At 35.9% G+C, this 15,105-nt stretch carries 18 protein-coding genes; 3 read left to right on the forward strand and 15 right to left on the reverse strand.

Features of this window, described 5'->3' with window-relative positions; translation table 11 throughout:
* The first annotated feature begins 47 nt into the window (after window positions 1–47).
* The gene (locus IGI38_RS06245; protein WP_438727944.1) at window positions 48–266 is read left to right on the forward strand and encodes a hypothetical protein; all 219 of its coding nucleotides are present in this window, start codon (window positions 48–50) and stop codon (window positions 264–266) included.
* A gap of 38 nt (window positions 267–304) precedes the next feature.
* Here the strand turns inward: IGI38_RS06245 and IGI38_RS06250 are convergent, their stop codons facing one another.
* On the reverse strand, window positions 305–1,570 hold the full coding sequence (locus IGI38_RS06250) for a glycoside hydrolase family 73 protein (protein ID WP_438727946.1): 1,266 nt from the start codon (window positions 1,568–1,570) through the stop codon (window positions 305–307).
* Window positions 1,571–1,903: 333 nt separating this feature from the next.
* Between IGI38_RS06250 and IGI38_RS06255 the strand changes: the two genes are divergently transcribed.
* Complete coding sequence (locus IGI38_RS06255; RefSeq protein ID WP_438727948.1) at window positions 1,904–2,173, forward strand: hypothetical protein; 270 nt, start codon at window positions 1,904–1,906, stop codon at window positions 2,171–2,173.
* 101 nt (window positions 2,174–2,274) lie between these two features.
* On the forward strand, window positions 2,275–2,595 hold the full coding sequence (locus IGI38_RS06260; RefSeq protein ID WP_438727950.1) for a hypothetical protein: 321 nt from the start codon (window positions 2,275–2,277) through the stop codon (window positions 2,593–2,595).
* A 131-nt stretch (window positions 2,596–2,726) separates the two neighbouring features.
* Here the strand turns inward: IGI38_RS06260 and IGI38_RS06265 are convergent, their stop codons facing one another.
* The 14 genes from IGI38_RS06265 to IGI38_RS06330 form a co-directional block, all read right to left on the reverse strand.
* Entirely contained in the window at window positions 2,727–4,001 is a 1,275-nt protein-coding gene (locus IGI38_RS06265; RefSeq protein ID WP_438727952.1) for a S8 family serine peptidase, read from the reverse strand.
* Window positions 4,002–4,139: 138 nt separating this feature from the next.
* A complete protein-coding gene (locus IGI38_RS06270) occupies window positions 4,140–5,030 on the reverse strand; it encodes a sensor histidine kinase (protein WP_438727954.1) in 891 nt (296 codons plus the stop codon).
* A 21-nt stretch (window positions 5,031–5,051) separates the two neighbouring features.
* Window positions 5,052–5,717: an ABC transporter permease gene (locus IGI38_RS06275; RefSeq protein ID WP_438730334.1), complete on the reverse strand. Its 666-nt coding sequence runs from the start codon at window positions 5,715–5,717 to the stop codon at window positions 5,052–5,054.
* 13 nt (window positions 5,718–5,730) lie between these two features.
* Window positions 5,731–6,678, reverse strand: coding sequence for an IS30 family transposase (locus IGI38_RS06280; RefSeq protein ID WP_438725454.1), 948 nt, complete (start codon window positions 6,676–6,678; stop codon window positions 5,731–5,733).
* A gap of 172 nt (window positions 6,679–6,850) precedes the next feature.
* Window positions 6,851–7,774, reverse strand: coding sequence for an ABC transporter ATP-binding protein (locus IGI38_RS06285; RefSeq protein ID WP_438727956.1), 924 nt, complete (start codon window positions 7,772–7,774; stop codon window positions 6,851–6,853).
* 90 nt (window positions 7,775–7,864) lie between these two features.
* The gene (locus IGI38_RS06290; RefSeq protein WP_438727958.1) at window positions 7,865–8,551 is read right to left on the reverse strand and encodes a response regulator transcription factor; all 687 of its coding nucleotides are present in this window, start codon (window positions 8,549–8,551) and stop codon (window positions 7,865–7,867) included.
* 144 nt (window positions 8,552–8,695) lie between these two features.
* Window positions 8,696–9,460: an ABC transporter permease gene (locus IGI38_RS06295; RefSeq protein WP_438727960.1), complete on the reverse strand. Its 765-nt coding sequence runs from the start codon at window positions 9,458–9,460 to the stop codon at window positions 8,696–8,698.
* A complete protein-coding gene (locus IGI38_RS06300; protein ID WP_438727962.1) occupies window positions 9,457–10,392 on the reverse strand; it encodes an ATP-binding cassette domain-containing protein in 936 nt (311 codons plus the stop codon). The genes IGI38_RS06295 and IGI38_RS06300 overlap by 4 nt, the downstream gene beginning before the upstream one ends.
* Window positions 10,389–10,601, reverse strand: a complete 213-nt coding sequence (locus tag IGI38_RS06305) for a PLDc N-terminal domain-containing protein (protein WP_438727964.1) — start codon at window positions 10,599–10,601, stop codon at window positions 10,389–10,391. Before IGI38_RS06305 ends, IGI38_RS06300 begins: the two co-directional genes overlap by 4 nt.
* The gene (locus IGI38_RS06310; protein WP_438727966.1) at window positions 10,594–11,721 is read right to left on the reverse strand and encodes a helix-turn-helix domain-containing protein; all 1,128 of its coding nucleotides are present in this window, start codon (window positions 11,719–11,721) and stop codon (window positions 10,594–10,596) included. Before IGI38_RS06310 ends, IGI38_RS06305 begins: the two co-directional genes overlap by 8 nt.
* Window positions 11,722–11,856: 135 nt before the next feature.
* On the reverse strand, window positions 11,857–12,531 hold the full coding sequence (locus tag IGI38_RS06315; protein ID WP_438727968.1) for a TVP38/TMEM64 family protein: 675 nt from the start codon (window positions 12,529–12,531) through the stop codon (window positions 11,857–11,859).
* Window positions 12,532–12,590: 59 nt separating this feature from the next.
* Entirely contained in the window at window positions 12,591–13,451 is an 861-nt protein-coding gene (locus tag IGI38_RS06320; RefSeq protein WP_438727970.1) for a nucleoside hydrolase, read from the reverse strand.
* Window positions 13,448–14,113, reverse strand: a complete 666-nt coding sequence (locus tag IGI38_RS06325) for a TIGR04282 family arsenosugar biosynthesis glycosyltransferase (RefSeq protein WP_438727972.1) — start codon at window positions 14,111–14,113, stop codon at window positions 13,448–13,450. The genes IGI38_RS06320 and IGI38_RS06325 overlap by 4 nt, the downstream gene beginning before the upstream one ends.
* Complete coding sequence (locus IGI38_RS06330) at window positions 14,106–15,101, reverse strand: aminoglycoside phosphotransferase family protein (protein ID WP_438727974.1); 996 nt, start codon at window positions 15,099–15,101, stop codon at window positions 14,106–14,108. Before IGI38_RS06330 ends, IGI38_RS06325 begins: the two co-directional genes overlap by 8 nt.
* Window positions 15,102–15,105: the final 4 nt, after the last annotated feature.

Genomic DNA, 15,105 nt, shown 5'->3' on the forward strand with positions numbered 1-15,105 from the left:
GTATTGAGGTAATATATAACAAAATAATAGGAAAAGGAGTAATTCTCATGAAAAAGATCGCTGGATATTTCTTCAAAAAGCCTTTGGTTTTAGAGGATAAAAAACCTTTCGAAATCCATCTTCCAACGGACACTTTGTATGATGGGAACGAAGCCATTTTAGAATCTGATCAACAGATTTTAACTGAAATAGGAAAGAAATATGAATGCTCAATGGACAGTCTGCATAGTTTCTTTGTTATTTCAGATATCTCTGATGTAGGCTAAAAAAACGCTCGATGAAAAATTTCATCGAGCGTTTTTTATTATTGTCCGTACCAACCAATTCCTTCGTTGCGCCAACCTTTTTTAATTAAATTGTCCCTTTCGCTTTGAAGCAACGTATAATGATGGGAACCAGCTTTAACATTTGGATTATACAACCGATAAAGTGGTTTGCTTCCTCCAGAGTACCAGCTAATTCCTTCGTAGCGCCAACCAACTTTTACTAAGTTGTTCTTTTCAGCTACATTCAGAGTGTAATGGTGGTCTCCTGCATTTGGATTGTATAGACGATACACTGGTGAACCGCTTTTGGGTGCCTGCCACCCAATACCTTCATAACGCCAACCAGCTTTTTTTACATTATCACGTTCAGCAGAGCTAGCTGTATAGAAATGCTCGCCACTATTTGGATTATATAAACGATGCATCGCGTTTGTTTGGACTACATTTGAACCGCCAGTATCATATTGTGTTAAATTATATGTCTCAATCACACTATTCAGCGTTGTTGCATAGTTTGGAGCTGTTGCATATCTTCCAGTTAAATAGGCCGTCGCGTCTTTATACGATTTTGTATTGCTCTTCCAAGCTCCAGAATAGAAATACACTCCCGATGTAAATGAAGTCTTTTTAAGAACTGTTACATTGTCCCCTAAAGATTCTTTATATGATGGATATTTTCTAAACTTGGCATTGACAGTTACGTATTTCCCATTTACATACTCTTGTGTTGGCATCGTCACAGATTGGCCATTGTAATCACCCTTAATACCAAATAAATTGTAATTTGGCGCTTTTGAAAGAGTGCTGCCGCCCCAGCCGCTCTCAACAATAGCTTGTGCAATCATTACCGAGGCGTACAAATCATTTGCACTCGCTAAAGTTTTTGCAGATGGTGCCACTTGATTGATGAATGCCTGTTGAGTGCTCACACTTGACCTTGCAGCTCTAAAAGCAGGTGGTTCAATCGTAAAATCTTCAAATGGGATTGGATGGTGGAATAGCAGATTTCCTTGCGCATCATATTCCTCTTCATCAATTACCACACTCTCTTGATCATCAACGCTTTCCTCGACTTGCTCATCAGAAGTTTGAGCAGTTGCAGACTCTTCAACAGATCCTGATGTTTCTTGACTTAATGTACTTTGCGTTCTGGCCGAATTATCTGAAGAACTTGATGACTCAACAATAGCTGAGTTCGCCTGTGTTCCCGAAGACCCCGTTGTTTCCTCACCATAGGCAACTAGTGTAGAACTCCCTAAACTTCCTAATAACATCACGCTGCATAGCAGTTTTTTATAATCCATGTCATCCCCCTCTAACAACCATTAAATAATGGTTACATTTAATACTCTTTTTCTTACCTCTCTTTATAAAGTAACAAAAATTAATCACAAAGTAAAATTTTTTTATTTGTTCATGAGTATAAAGAATGCCGAAATAACGCGTGTTTCTCAATAATTTCTGATTTTTTTAAAATAAAGAAAGTTTGAGTCAGCAAAACCGTTCACTTACTTATAGGTAATAGATGTTTGGGAGTAAAAAGGCATTTTTTCATTAACAAAATTGATAAATTCTCATTTTATTGTTATTTAACGAATCTTCTCATTCTGATATAATGTCCTACGAGGAGGGATATCATGGATATTGGTGATGCAGTTTCAGGGGTAATCTATCTAATTTTTCTTTTTATGACGATCACATACTTCTCTTTATTCAAAAGGGATCACGTGTTGATCCATTTTTATTTTTCTTTAATCCCTACCTTCTTATGCATTTACTTGCTGATGAACTATCATCATTACCAACCAGTGGAAGGAGCTTGGACTTTGGCTCTACTTATGCTGATCTCTCTGATAACTTTCATGCTCTACTGGATAGTATACTCACTCTGGAAACGAAGAAAATGATTGTTCTATCTATATTCTTCATAAATAATTCGTAATTTTTTTTATTAGTTGTATGCTATAATAAAGGCTGTCTATTCTAACTTATTCAAAGGAGCTTTATTATGGCGCTTTTATTGACACTACTTTTTGATCTTCTGATGATTGTTTTATTCTTATTCAGAATGATTAGAGGAGATCAAATTACTTTTATCGTTAGCATTGTTTTGCAAGGATTACTTTTTATCGATCTTTTGGCAGTTGTCCTTTTACGTTCTCCAAAAGTTGAAGATATCCCGATTGAACAAGGCGAAATGACACGCAGACAGTCTCGCCGATCGGCAAAACCAACCCGCAGTGGCGGCTTTTTATCAAAAGCATCCTGTTTGATTGCATTGTTGTTATTGGCCTATTACATCTATTCTGTTGTTTACTTATTTATCTAGTTTCCCATGACATCGATAGCTCATCGATGTTTTTTTATTGCCTTCATCAAGAGAATTAGTGATGATGCCTATTAGTAAATTCATGCCAGTTGTTTATAACTGGAAATTTTCCGACAAGTTGTGAGATACTACTAATCATTTTGAATTTCTTCAATCAATCGAACAGGATTTATTAGATGTTTGATTTTAAATGATTGTCCTTCGTTTTCAACTATTTGAGAATCAGAGGTTCTAACTGCCATCTCTATAAACTTTTCAGGTGTTATTGAGACGTTCACTTGATAGCTAAGAGCATACAACCCAGCCAAATAGGGTACCACCCAGCTTAAACCTCCACTTGTATCATTCACGTAAGAGTCCTCTCCAGTGATACCCGCATACGTCCGACAATCCATTGGTAAAAAGAGACAATCTTGATAGTCGGCGGCATTTTCCTTCAGCCAAGAGCCCACTGAATAAGAAGCCCTACTATTAGGGTCGCTCATCATTTCCTTTCCCAATCCAGCGATCCCAATTCCATAATCATGCTCTAACGTAGCCGTTACTACTAATATCCCCTGAGCATTAGCCTTATCCAAAGCTTGTTTAAATAAGTCATAATCGTCATCTTTTTTATTGAATCCTCGAGAAATAGAAATAGCTCGAATTTTTTCTTTTTCTGGTAAGAATTTGTTTATTTCAAGAAATCGTTCAATTGATTCAGCGTAATACTTGTAAGTAATTCCTTTTGAAGACGTAATCCCTTTGGAATCTTGTTTTTTCATTTTTAACATAGCTATCAAGCTATCTGTTAAGGATGATCCGATGTAAAAGAGATTTGAATCCGGAGCAACGCCTATATTTTTTCCAACGGCTAATGATGCTACTGCAGCTCCATGCATTTCGGGAATTCTTGATAATGCATGAATTTCTTCATAATGTTTTAATTGTTTCTTGTATTCCTTATGCTGGGTGTATAACGTCTGATCAATTATTCCAATTGAGACCCCCTTTCCAGTAATCCCCTTCCTATGCAAATCTCGTACGTGCAAACCTGGATCTTTTCCTAATTCCATAGATTTATTAGGGTCAAAACCTTTAGGCAATAATCGCGGCCATTTTGTTGATGAGCTGTATACAGCACGTTGTATTTCATTTAAATTGTCAGTTAAGTTCAAGTGAGACAAATCTTTTGAACGGAGGTTAACTTGGCTAAAATTTGAGTAATTACTATTGAGTTTAGGCATTTTTTTTGCTTTGCTTATTTTTTTGGGATTGGCCTCTGTTTTACGAGCGATACCAATTGAATGATTAGGCATTCTACTATCAACTGGTTGGACCCACAGAATGTAAATCAACATTAATGAAGTTCCAGAAATGACAATCGTTAAAGTGAGTGATACAATTTTCTTGATTTTCTTCTTCATACTAATCCTCCTATTATTAATGTTTATCTATACTTCATTCTAATTAGTACGTATCAAACATTAATCAAGGATTCATCAAAAAACTATCAAGAGCAGAAAAAAAGCCAAAAAATTGGCTCTATTGTTTGAATATTCTAATTAATCTGCTGTTGGAATCTCTAGTCGAATAGTAAAATTATCTGAATCAGCTGTGGCAGTAACCACTATATCAAGTTTATGACATAACAATTCAACAATCGCCAAGCCCAGTCCATTTCCTCTATTTGTTTTACCATCATCCGATACATAATAACGTTGAAAAATTTTTTGTGTATCAACCACAATCCTACCCTTATATTTATTGGAAATAATCAGAACAGTCTTTTCTTTTTTTTCCAATTGGACAAGCATTTCTTCACATCCGTGTTGTAAAACATTCATTACTAAATTCTGCAAAATCCGAGTTAACAGTTTTTCGTCAGAGTAAACGAAGCATTCCTCTTGAACAGTTAACAGAGGTTCGATGAAACGGGATTCAAAATTCACTGTTTCGTTCAAAAGTTCTTCAATTAATAAATTACTTAAATCAACTCTTACTAATTCTGCTTCGATGGTCTGAGAGTCAAAATAGGATAACTCAAAAAAACTTTGGGTCAGATTTTTCATTGCCAAAGACTTTTCTAACAAGATTTGAATGTATTCTGCCTGCTCTTTTGAGACCTGCTCTCGTTTCATCAACTGAAGATAGCCGATGATAGCAGTTAACGGTGTTCTTAAATCATGAGAAATATTCAAAATTGCTTCTTTGAGTTCGTATTCACGAGTAGTAATCGAAATTCTATAGGCCCTTTGCTCCATAATCTGTTGATTCAATGTATCAGTTAAGATATTCATTGCGCGATCAAATAAGTTAATCTCCAAAAGTTGATTACTGTCTAGATCCAATCGTTTTAGTCGGCCATTTAGTTTCAGTATTTCTCGATGCAAAAAGAAAATTTGAAGGACTAATAGTAAAACGAGGATCATTAGAGCAATTATGACACTTTTCATATTATCTGCCCCTTCTCTAGATTAATTCAGATCTTCCTTCTCAAAAATGTAAATCGTAAATCCTACGACCGTTATCCAGGTGATAACCGATGAAAGTATCACTCTAATTATATCCTTGATAGGTACGTGCATTTGAGCGGCTATCGTCATTTGATTCAACGGAAAGAAATCATAAATTGCTGAAAAAAAGGGGGCATTTTTTGTAAGTATTCCACCTAGTTCAAAAAACACAAGGGTGAACAACCCTGAAAAAAAAAGTGTTTTAAAAATATCTCTGCAAATAAAAGAAATCAAAAGATAGACACTGACTGCTGAAACGCTCAATAAGCTGGTTAAACAGAACACTCTCAACAGGTGTATTGCTGTTTCACTAGTAAAATCAGCCCCCCAGCCTTTGATGATCGTCACGGTTGCCGTAGTCGTAATGGGGGTTATCATCATTAGCACTGAGGAGAAGAGACTGAAAACAATCACTTTAGCTAAAACGAGTCTTGTACGGCTATGTCCGTTAGTTATTTGTTGTTGCAGTGTTCTTTGTGTAAAATCCGAACCAAGAAAAAAACCAGCCAAGAGAATCGGACCTATAACTGTCAAATTTGCTGAAAAGCTATTAACAAATGTCGCTTGTCCACTTAATAGAAAATTCGCACCTTCTATACTATTGCCGAATAACTTATCCAGAATAATATATGCTGAATTGTCAAATTAATTGCAACATTTCTTCTTGAAAGACTTCCCAACAATTTTTCCAGTTCAATGTTTTTTTAGGACGCATATTTATCTTGCGTAATGCTTCCTGTTTCTCCGTAGGGGGTACCTTTGAAAAATCAGTTCCCTTAGGGAAGAATTCTCTAAATAAACCATTCCCATTTTCGTTAGATCCGCGTTGCCATGGGGAGTATGGATCACAAAAATACATAGGTACGTCTAAATCTTTCTCAATTTCTTTCCAGCAAGAAAACTCTTTCCCACGGTCGACCGTAAAGCTTAAAAATGCCTTGTGACTCCCTAGGTCTTGCACAAAAGCTTTAATCGCTTGTGCCATTGACTTCGCGGTACGATCCCTCATTGAGATCGCCCAATAAAAGCGTGTTTTCCGTTCAATAAACGTTGCTTCGCAGGCTTTGCTTTCCCCTCTGCTAGAAACAACTGTGTCCAACTCCCAATGTCCAAATTCTTCTCGAGTTGACACAGAAGCTGGGCGTTCATCAATGGTATGCCCTACAGTCATTTTGCCTCGTGCCTCTTCTTGTTTTTCTTGTCTTCTGCCTTTATGTCTCAGACACTGTTTAGACACATTAAGAATACCGGCATAGAGCCAATTGTAAATGGTTTTGAATGAAACTATTTGACGATCATTCGCAATTTGTTCAGGGGACCAGCTGTCTTCAAGATCACATTCAATCTGATAAGCGAATTCAGAAGTCCATTTGGACTTCGCACCACAGGCACTGCGCTTCATTTCCGCATCTAATTGCGCATTGTCGGCATTATAGATCAAATCTTCGGGTACTCGTTTCAACTCACGATCAATCGTTGTTCGGCTAACACCAATTCTGTCCGCTATTTCTTGAATACTCTTGGCATCATAAATCATCGTCTCTATACATTTTCGATTATCTCGTGTAAGCTTTTTGTGTGAACCCATCAAAATCACTCCTAGTAGTTTGTTATCCTAAACTCATTTTACTAGAAATTTTTGATGGGTTCTTTGTTGCGATTAATATTACAATTCAGCATATGAAAAATAGAAGGCCAATACTATCAGCAAAGGCAGCATACGAAACTTAGCTAAACGATACAGTTCAATTTTTATCAAATTAATCATTTTCAATCTCCCTTATGCTATGTATGAAATAGTTTGCAAAACTTTCTTCTCCGATAGTTACTGATTGAATCTCGATGTTTTGCTGTACTAAACACAAAATTACACGATTTAAATCATCAACATAGTCATATAATTTTATTGAATTATCAGGCAGTACTTGATAATTCATGGTACGCAAAAATTTTTCAATTATAGCTACAGCCGAAGAGGGAACTTTTACCTTTAAATGAATATGCCTTTTACACTGCTCCTGCATTGTCGTTTTACTGACACTATTAACGATCACTCCCTTATGGAGAATAATATAGTCCGTGACTAACGGGAATAATTCTTCTAAGTTATGACTACTGAGTACCATAGTAACCCTTTTTTCATGATTTATTTTTTGCAATAATTCTCTAATTTCTACAATGCCGAGTGTATCTAACCCATTATTAAGTTCATCTAAAATCAAGATATCAGGATTACCTAATAGCGCTTGTGCGATACCCAAACGTTGCTTCATCTCTAATGTGAAATGTTTAACTTTCTGGCTTCCAGCACTTTCCAACCCGATTGCCTCAACAAGGTCAGCTACTAAACTTTTGTTAGGTAATCCGCGGGATATTCTAACCATATTAAGATTTTCATGAGCAGTCATTTCAGAATAATAAGCTGGACTTTCAATCATGCTGCCGATTCGTTTTCGCTTTTCCTTCAATATTTTCTCTTTAGACTCATTGAAAAGTGATATATTGCCCGTATCACTTTTCATCAGTCCCGTTAAAATTCTCATTAGTGTTGTTTTTCCAGCTCCGTTCAAGCCTATAAGACCATAGATTTTCCCTCGCTCCAATTTAATAGAAACGTTTTTAAGAACTTGTATGTCATTAAAGCTCTTCGTTAAATTCTTAGTTTCCAAAACAACTACACACATTATCAAAAACCTCCATTTCTAATGACATGCTATAATATAACTTTATAAAAAAGGTCGCAAGAAACCTTCATAAGAATAGTCAAGAGTTTATCAATATTCCGATTTTGTCAAACGATAGCCAATTCCCCAAACGGTTTCAATATAGTCGGCAGCTGAATGGAGACTCCCCAATTTTCCACGTAAGGAACTCATATGAACATTAATCGTGTGTCCGTCATTCTGATAGATTTCCTTCCATACACTTTCAAATATATTTTGTTTCGAAAAAACTTTATTTGGATGCCTAATTAATAATTCTAAAATTTGAAATTCCGTACCAGTTAATTGAATCTCATTTTGCTCTATGAAAACTCTTTTTTCATCAAGAACTAATCTCAAATTTTTGTGACATAATTCATTTGAAATATTGTTGTTTAATTGAGAATTTCTACGCAGCACAGCTTCTCCTCTAGCAAGCAATTCATCAATATCAAAGGGTTTTGTAACATAGTCATCTGCCCCGATTTTTAAAAGATCAATTTTGGTTGTAACCAGCTCCTTCGCAGAAATCACAATCACAGGAACATCTGAAAATGTTCGCAACTTAAGCAAAACAGAGTCTCCACTTTGATAAGGGAGATTCAGATCTAAAAAGACTAAATCAAACTTTTTAGTTTGCAGCTTCTTTATACCCTCAAACCCATTATAAGCAAGTTCACAACACCAATCGTTTTCCTCCATTACTTTTTTTAACAAGGTACAAATTTCAAAATCATCATCAATTATCAGCACGTTCATTACTCATTCCTCTTTTCCAAACTACTGTCAATGAATTCGTTTTCAGTTCTATTATTCAATTATATACAACAATTGGTTTCTCTGCCTATCTTAGTCTAGTAGTAACAAAAAGGACCTGGAATTAGAATCCAGACCCGTTATGCTTCATATTTTTTTACGATTGAAGAGGAGTATACTAAATAATATAAAAAGGATAAAAAGAATCAAGCTGATAGCCATTGATGGAATATAGGATTGGAGAGCGCCTTCTTTTTGCAGGAAATTAAGATTTTGCGTTACCAGCGATATGGGATTGTAGTGTTTCGTTTTACTAAATAAATTCATCAATACCAACAAAACAATCACACCGCCAGTCAATAATAATCCTTCATAGTTATTACGGGAAATTGTGGAAGAAAAAATCACCAAACTTAATAACAGTACTCCAAAGAGCCATAAGGGAAAAACTGCTTGAAAAAGATAAGGACTTTTTTGATCAGGAAAGTAATAAACGGTGTACCCCCACGTGACTAAAAAAGTTAATAGTAGACAAACGGTCCATTGTAGAATTAAACTGGTCGCCTTTCCAACAATTACTGTCCAACGTCGAAGTCCCTTAGTAACCAAATTGACCAATGTTCCTTTACTGATTTCATTGCTAACACTTCCACTAAACATTAACGCTAAAACGATTAATCCCATTTGTGTGAGGTTTTTAAAAAACTGTGTCCATGAATCAACTGAAGTTGGTTCAGGAATTGTTTTCGCCAATGTTTCCCCAATCGTCATTTTTACTATTTCTGGTGTCAGTTTCGCTAGTAAAGGATTCATTAATCCAAATATTAAAAAAATAACGATTAGAATCATCATCCGCGAAGTACGCCACGCTTCAAACAATTCCTTTCTAGTAAAAAAATAGAAATTTCTCATTGAATCACCTCCAAGAAAATCGATTCTAGTGATGGAGCGATTTTTTTGATTGCCTTTGGATAGATTTTACAAGACTCAAACAAGTTAAAAATCAATGGAGCGATTTCATCATAATTCTGGGTGTACTTTAAAATAAATACCTTTTTTGAAGAATCAAAAGAGTAGGCGGTTAAAATATTTTCTTCTCTTAATTCTTCCAATTTCTTGCTGAAAGTCTCAAGTTTTACAGCCTGCGAAAATTCAATTTCAATTTGATCTTTAGCATATTTCTGTTTCAGATCATCCAAAGGGGCACTCACAACTAATTTTCCCCGATCCAACATACCGACATAATCACAAATTCGTTCTACATCAGTCAAAATGTGGGTAGAGAATAAAATTGTCGTACGTCCTTTTAGTGTTGACAACATTTCAAGAAATTCGTTTCGTCCACTAGGGTCCAAAGCCGACGTCGGCTCATCGCAAATTAGTAATTCTGGATCATTCAATAATGCCTGAGCGATACCTAGACGCTGCTTCATTCCTCTTGAATATCCTTTGATCCTTCGCTTATCCAATTCCAATCCAACTAAGGATAATATCTCAGGAACTTTTTGCTTTAATTGGCTTCTCGTTAATCCAGTTATTTCTCCGCAAAACTTCAAGTATTCCTGTCCAGACATATAATCATAAAATTCCGGAACATCTGGCAGATAACCTGTTAAATGATTTGTTTGATTATCACCAAAAACAACCGATTTCCCCTTAACTAGAATCTCCCCGCTGTCTTTTTCTTCCAAACCCAAAATCATTTTCATTGTTGTAGTCTTGCCTGCACCATTCTCACCAACAAATCCAAAAATGTCTCCTGTTGGCACAGTCAAATTCAAGTTATTTATAACACTCTTGGAACCAAATTTTTTTGAAACATTTTTCAATTCTAAAATGTTCATGAATCATCCCTCTTTCCAAAAACGAAATAGATGACTGGACCAATAATTTGAATCACTATAACAACAAATAACCAGATAGCCTTATTGCCAAACCGATAGCCTTGATGTGTTAAGACATGTCTGACCGCCGTTATCATCAAAATAAGCTCTAAAAGAACCAATGGTAAAAAAATTGGAAGATTTTCTTTAAAGAAGTCAAAATTATTCATTTTCAGCTCCCCCTCTTTCCTTAATAGCTCGTAATTCAGTGTAAATGAGCTGCAGACGTTCCTTATCTTGGAAATTTATAAATGCAGGATTATCGATTATCAGATCAATTAGTCCATCTTTGATTATTTTTGAATCTCGCGGCAACTGATTTCCAATCTCTAATTGTTCAAACCATTCTTCCAATTGATCAAAATAGGCATCACCATGGAGAACAACAGGAAACTCAGTTTGCTTCATTACCTTCAGAAAATTGGTCAATTCTCGCAATGCTGCCTCTTCATCACTCATCTGTGTATAACCGAAAACGGCCGACAACTGAAAATTCATTAACGCCACAGGGTGCATCTCCGTAAAATTGAAAATAGAAGCAAATTCATTCCCACGAAATACAGTCTCAGAAAATTTTTCAGGATTATGAATCAACAACTGTAAATAGTTGGTTAAAAAACTCAAGAAAACTGTTGTATATTGATAGATAGCACTTTGGAGCGTGACAATTGCTTGCTGTTCATCCCCTTTTTGTTGTTGTGCCGCTGCAATCAGACTTTCAATTGGAAATAGAATGGGAGGATAATCGCCTAAAATCGTTAATACTTGATCAAACTCTTGCAATGTTAAAGAAGTGTAAGCTTCATATTTTAGAGCCTGTGTAATTAACTCTGGATTTTTTGATTGCGTCCGAACATGAATAAACAACTCTTGCGCTTCTTTATTGTAGGTTTTAATTTTTTCTTCACCAGGTAACATATCTGCATGATTTAATAAAAACATCCCCATTTGCAATACAAAAGGATAGCATGAATAATACCGACGAACAAAACTGCGAATAGTCGCCAAGACATCTTCTGGCGATTTTGTTTCTAATGATTCCTTAAGCATGGCATAAATTCGCTGAATGTCATGATTGTCCAATTGAGGTTCATAGGTCAACAATGAGTCAATCGTTATATCAAAATACGCCGCCAGCAGCGGCAGCAATGTAATATCCGGGTAGGTCTGTCCTGTCTCCCATTTAGATACTGAAGCTTTCGATACCCCTACAAAATTCGCTAATTCTTGTTGCGTTACTTTTTTTTCTTTTCGTTTTTCCATAATAATCGGACCAATATTCATATCCATAACTCGTTCCCCCTTTATAATCATTTTAAAATGATTAATAACAGAAAACAATGGAGTAATTGTTAACTTTAGCGAAAGAAAGTTAACCTACAAGCAACTTAAAGAGCAGAGATTTTTTCTCTGCTCTTTAAGTTGTTATTCTTTTTTGTATTCGGAGTTTAACTGATTGAGTTTCTTACTGACCCTTTTTGGTAAATACGCTAATAAAGCGAGAAAAATCCCTGCAATAGTTAACTCGAACAATAATGATGTGGAAACACCCTTGGATGCAATTTCCGAAGCCATAAAGGCATAAATAAAGCTAGCAGGCATCATAGTCAAAAAAGAGATTAAGCTAAACTTTTTTACACCCATCGGCGTCATCGCGTAAGCATAACTTTGAATTGCAAAAGGAAAGACTGGCACTAAACGTGTAAAAACTAAAAAGGAAATCCCGTTTTCTTTAACACCTTTTTCGATTTTTTTAAAGGTAGGATCATTTCCGAAACGTTCTAGGATATACGCTCTGGCGATATATTTTCCGATGATAAAAGAAATACTAGCTCCGAGAGAAGCTCCAACGATCGTCAAAGCTCCTCCAATAAAACCACCATAGGCAAGACCGCCAACAATCGCTAAAAATTGTCCTGGTAAAAGAAAAACAGCTACGATAATAGAAAGCAAAATGAAGATCACATATCCCCACCAGCCAAGGCTCTCCAAATAGGTCCGTAGTCCAGTGATGTCTGTCAATAGATCTACCAGTCCAAACTGATAAGCCATTAAAATAACCAATAATAATAAAAGAATAAATAGAGCGATTTTTTTCACCAGCTCACCTTTCTTCCCTCAATTTTTATTTGTAATGAAGACCGTCCAACCAGAAATCATTAGTTCATTTTTTTCAATCCATCAGCCATTCGTTCAATAACTAATTGATTGAAATCTGGGAGCGTTAAAATTTTTTGGGGCATTTTTATAGGATAACTTGATTTTTCGATTAAAGTCATTTGACCGTTAGAAATAGCGGGCTGTTCACCAGATAAATAATAACACTCATCACTGAATAGCTCTGGCCGCTCTAGATAGACTGCAGTCGTCATGTCCCAATTACAGAATCCATTAAAATTGAATACTTTTCGATTCCACTCGATCCATTTTTTCACTGTTTCATTTATCCAAGCTACTTTTTCTTCGTCAATGAACTTTCCTGCCAGCTTTAGAAATTGATCCAAATCCATTTCAGAAAAGAACGCTTCAGATGTCATATGGCCGTTCATAATCGTGAGTGGAACTTGACTCAATAGCACTGTTTTCGTAGCAAATGGATCACAGGAAAAATTCAATTCATTAACCGAGTGTTGATTAACCACTAATGGTTCGATCGTACCACCCATCAACACGATTTCTTGGACTTTTTCAAAAAAATATGGATCTATCCTTTGAGCTTCAGCCAGATTTGTCAGTGCTCCTGTGGCAATGAGCGTAACCTCATTCGGATAAAGATTTACTTGCTCCACTAGAAACTTTGCTTGGTGACTTGAACAATAGTTAAATGCTAAGTCTAAACGGTTCCGAAGTATGTTCGTCATTTCTGTGACTTTTTCTAAGGTGTCATTTCCATATGTCAGAGTGACACCTAGTAAGTTTATCATCGGAGAACCAAGTAAATAAAGCAAGGTCAGGCCATCATCTACATCCCGATCTTCTAAACCAAATGTATTATCACAATCAAAAATAACTTTTCTCATTCTAATGTTCCTCGATTTTCATTCAACCACTGTAGTAAAAACGGATTGTCATCTTCTAAATCATCATGAATCGCTTTTAAATCGGCTGGATAATCGATATCTTGCAAAGGAGATACTAAAGAAACCTCAAAACTCGTCAATCGTTTCAATGTTTCTGCCAATACTTCATTCTTTCCCCAAGCTATATTCGTTTCAAAAATCAATGACAAATCAATCGATTGCCTACAACCTACTAGATAATAACCTCCGTCTAATGAGGGTCCTAATACAACATCCGTCAGTTTTTCAAAGGCTGTTTGGATTATTTTCGGATTTAAGTTGGGGATATCGCTGCCGGTCAATAGAACTTTCTCGTAACCCATGTTTAAAACATGTCTTATTGCATGATTCATACGTTGCCCAATCGTCTGTCCCTTTTGTGAGAATGCCTTAAATTTTTTGGGGAGCCCTGAAAGCAAATCAGTTGGGGCGCCTTCATCGGAGTATGCAAGATACAAATCAATTCCCTGATCACTCAAGCCTTCAAATTTTAAAAAGCTATCCTGCAAGATTCGCAATTGAACCTGGCAGGCCTCTTCACCGCTCAGCAAACTTTGTAAGCGTGTCTTAACTTTATTTGGTACGGGGACTCGTGTGAATAAGATATACGCTTGTTTATTCAAAGACTTGCTCCTTTAATGCCTGACTTAAAAAATCTTCCTCCATATAGCTGGCGACCTTTTCAAAAATTTCTAGATTCTTCAATTTCTTTGTATCACGTTGATAACTATCATAAGCCATTGCTGACCAAGCCAAAGCCCGTAACATCAAATATGGATGATAGATTCTCAATGCTTCTTCAAACGTCTTCGAGTCAAAATCAGTCGCCCTCAAATAACTAGCAAAAAAATTTTGTTTCTCAATTTGAGTCAAAATTAAATTACTGCGCCAAAGAGTTGTAGTTGAAGCTAAAAATTGTGAGATATCTTGAACCGGATGGCTGATTACTGGTTTTTCCCAATCAATCAAGAAACCCTTGTCTCCTATCAGAAAATTATGCGAGTTAACCTCGGTATTATTGATACACCACTGATCAAGATCAATAAAGAATTGCTGCTGTCCTACATTTTTATCACAGCATTCCAACCCATCATATAAACGTCTTTGCGCAGAGACTGGTACGAAATCACTTTTTAATACAGGTTCTAATAACTGTCGGCACTCATTAACACGTGCCGATAAAATTGTTCTTTTCTCTTTTACAAAGAAACTTTCTGCAGATTCATCAATAGGCTGCTGATGAATCTCACCAAAAATCAAAGCAGCTTCTTCCAGATCATTCCGATAATCTAACGGGGCTCCCGGTAGAAATTCCATGATCAGTAATCCTTGAGAAAATGTTTGCCGACTATCATCTACATAATATACTTTCGGGGTTCTGTTTGTTTGTTCCAACCATTTTAGTGCTTGATATTCGTAATCAATTTGATTCTCTAAGTGTAATTGACTGCCATAGTTTAAACGAAAAACAAATTTTTTATTACCTGCAGAAATTAAAAAATTTTGGTTATACTCTCCTTGCGCTAAAAAATCAATCGCAAGTGGTCCATATAATTGTAATTTTTCAATAAGGTGTTTTTCTTTCAAATAGTCTCGAATTTTTTCTATCATGAAT

Origin of the sequence: Enterococcus sp. AZ128 (assembly GCF_051714485.1) — a bacterium.
GTDB lineage: Bacteria > Bacillota > Bacilli > Lactobacillales > Enterococcaceae > Enterococcus_A.

Excerpts from the sequence above, each read along its gene's own strand:
- IGI38_RS06270 (WP_438727954.1), bottom strand. The coding sequence starts at position 5,030 with ATGAAAAGTGTCATAATTGCTCTAATGATCCTCGTTTTACTATTAGTC.
- IGI38_RS06265 (WP_438727952.1), bottom strand. The coding sequence starts at position 4,001 with ATGAAGAAGAAAATCAAGAAAATTGTATCACTCACTTTAACGATTGTC.
- IGI38_RS06245 (WP_438727944.1), top strand. The coding sequence starts at position 48 with ATGAAAAAGATCGCTGGATATTTCTTCAAAAAGCCTTTGGTTTTAGAG.
- IGI38_RS06255 (WP_438727948.1), top strand. The coding sequence starts at position 1,904 with ATGGATATTGGTGATGCAGTTTCAGGGGTAATCTATCTAATTTTTCTT.
- IGI38_RS06280 (WP_438725454.1), bottom strand. The coding sequence starts at position 6,678 with ATGGGTTCACACAAAAAGCTTACACGAGATAATCGAAAATGTATAGAG.
- IGI38_RS06320 (WP_438727970.1), bottom strand. The coding sequence starts at position 13,451 with ATGAGAAAAGTTATTTTTGATTGTGATAATACATTTGGTTTAGAAGAT.
- IGI38_RS06330 (WP_438727974.1), bottom strand. The coding sequence starts at position 15,101 with ATGATAGAAAAAATTCGAGACTATTTGAAAGAAAAACACCTTATTGAA.
- IGI38_RS06250 (WP_438727946.1), bottom strand. The coding sequence starts at position 1,570 with ATGGATTATAAAAAACTGCTATGCAGCGTGATGTTATTAGGAAGTTTA.
- IGI38_RS06260 (WP_438727950.1), top strand. The coding sequence starts at position 2,275 with ATGGCGCTTTTATTGACACTACTTTTTGATCTTCTGATGATTGTTTTA.
- IGI38_RS06305 (WP_438727964.1), bottom strand. The coding sequence starts at position 10,601 with ATGAATAATTTTGACTTCTTTAAAGAAAATCTTCCAATTTTTTTACCA.
- IGI38_RS06295 (WP_438727960.1), bottom strand. The coding sequence starts at position 9,460 with ATGAGAAATTTCTATTTTTTTACTAGAAAGGAATTGTTTGAAGCGTGG.
- IGI38_RS06290 (WP_438727958.1), bottom strand. The coding sequence starts at position 8,551 with ATGAACGTGCTGATAATTGATGATGATTTTGAAATTTGTACCTTGTTA.
- IGI38_RS06300 (WP_438727962.1), bottom strand. The coding sequence starts at position 10,392 with ATGAACATTTTAGAATTGAAAAATGTTTCAAAAAAATTTGGTTCCAAG.
- IGI38_RS06310 (WP_438727966.1), bottom strand. The coding sequence starts at position 11,721 with ATGGATATGAATATTGGTCCGATTATTATGGAAAAACGAAAAGAAAAA.
- IGI38_RS06285 (WP_438727956.1), bottom strand. The coding sequence starts at position 7,774 with ATGTGTGTAGTTGTTTTGGAAACTAAGAATTTAACGAAGAGCTTTAAT.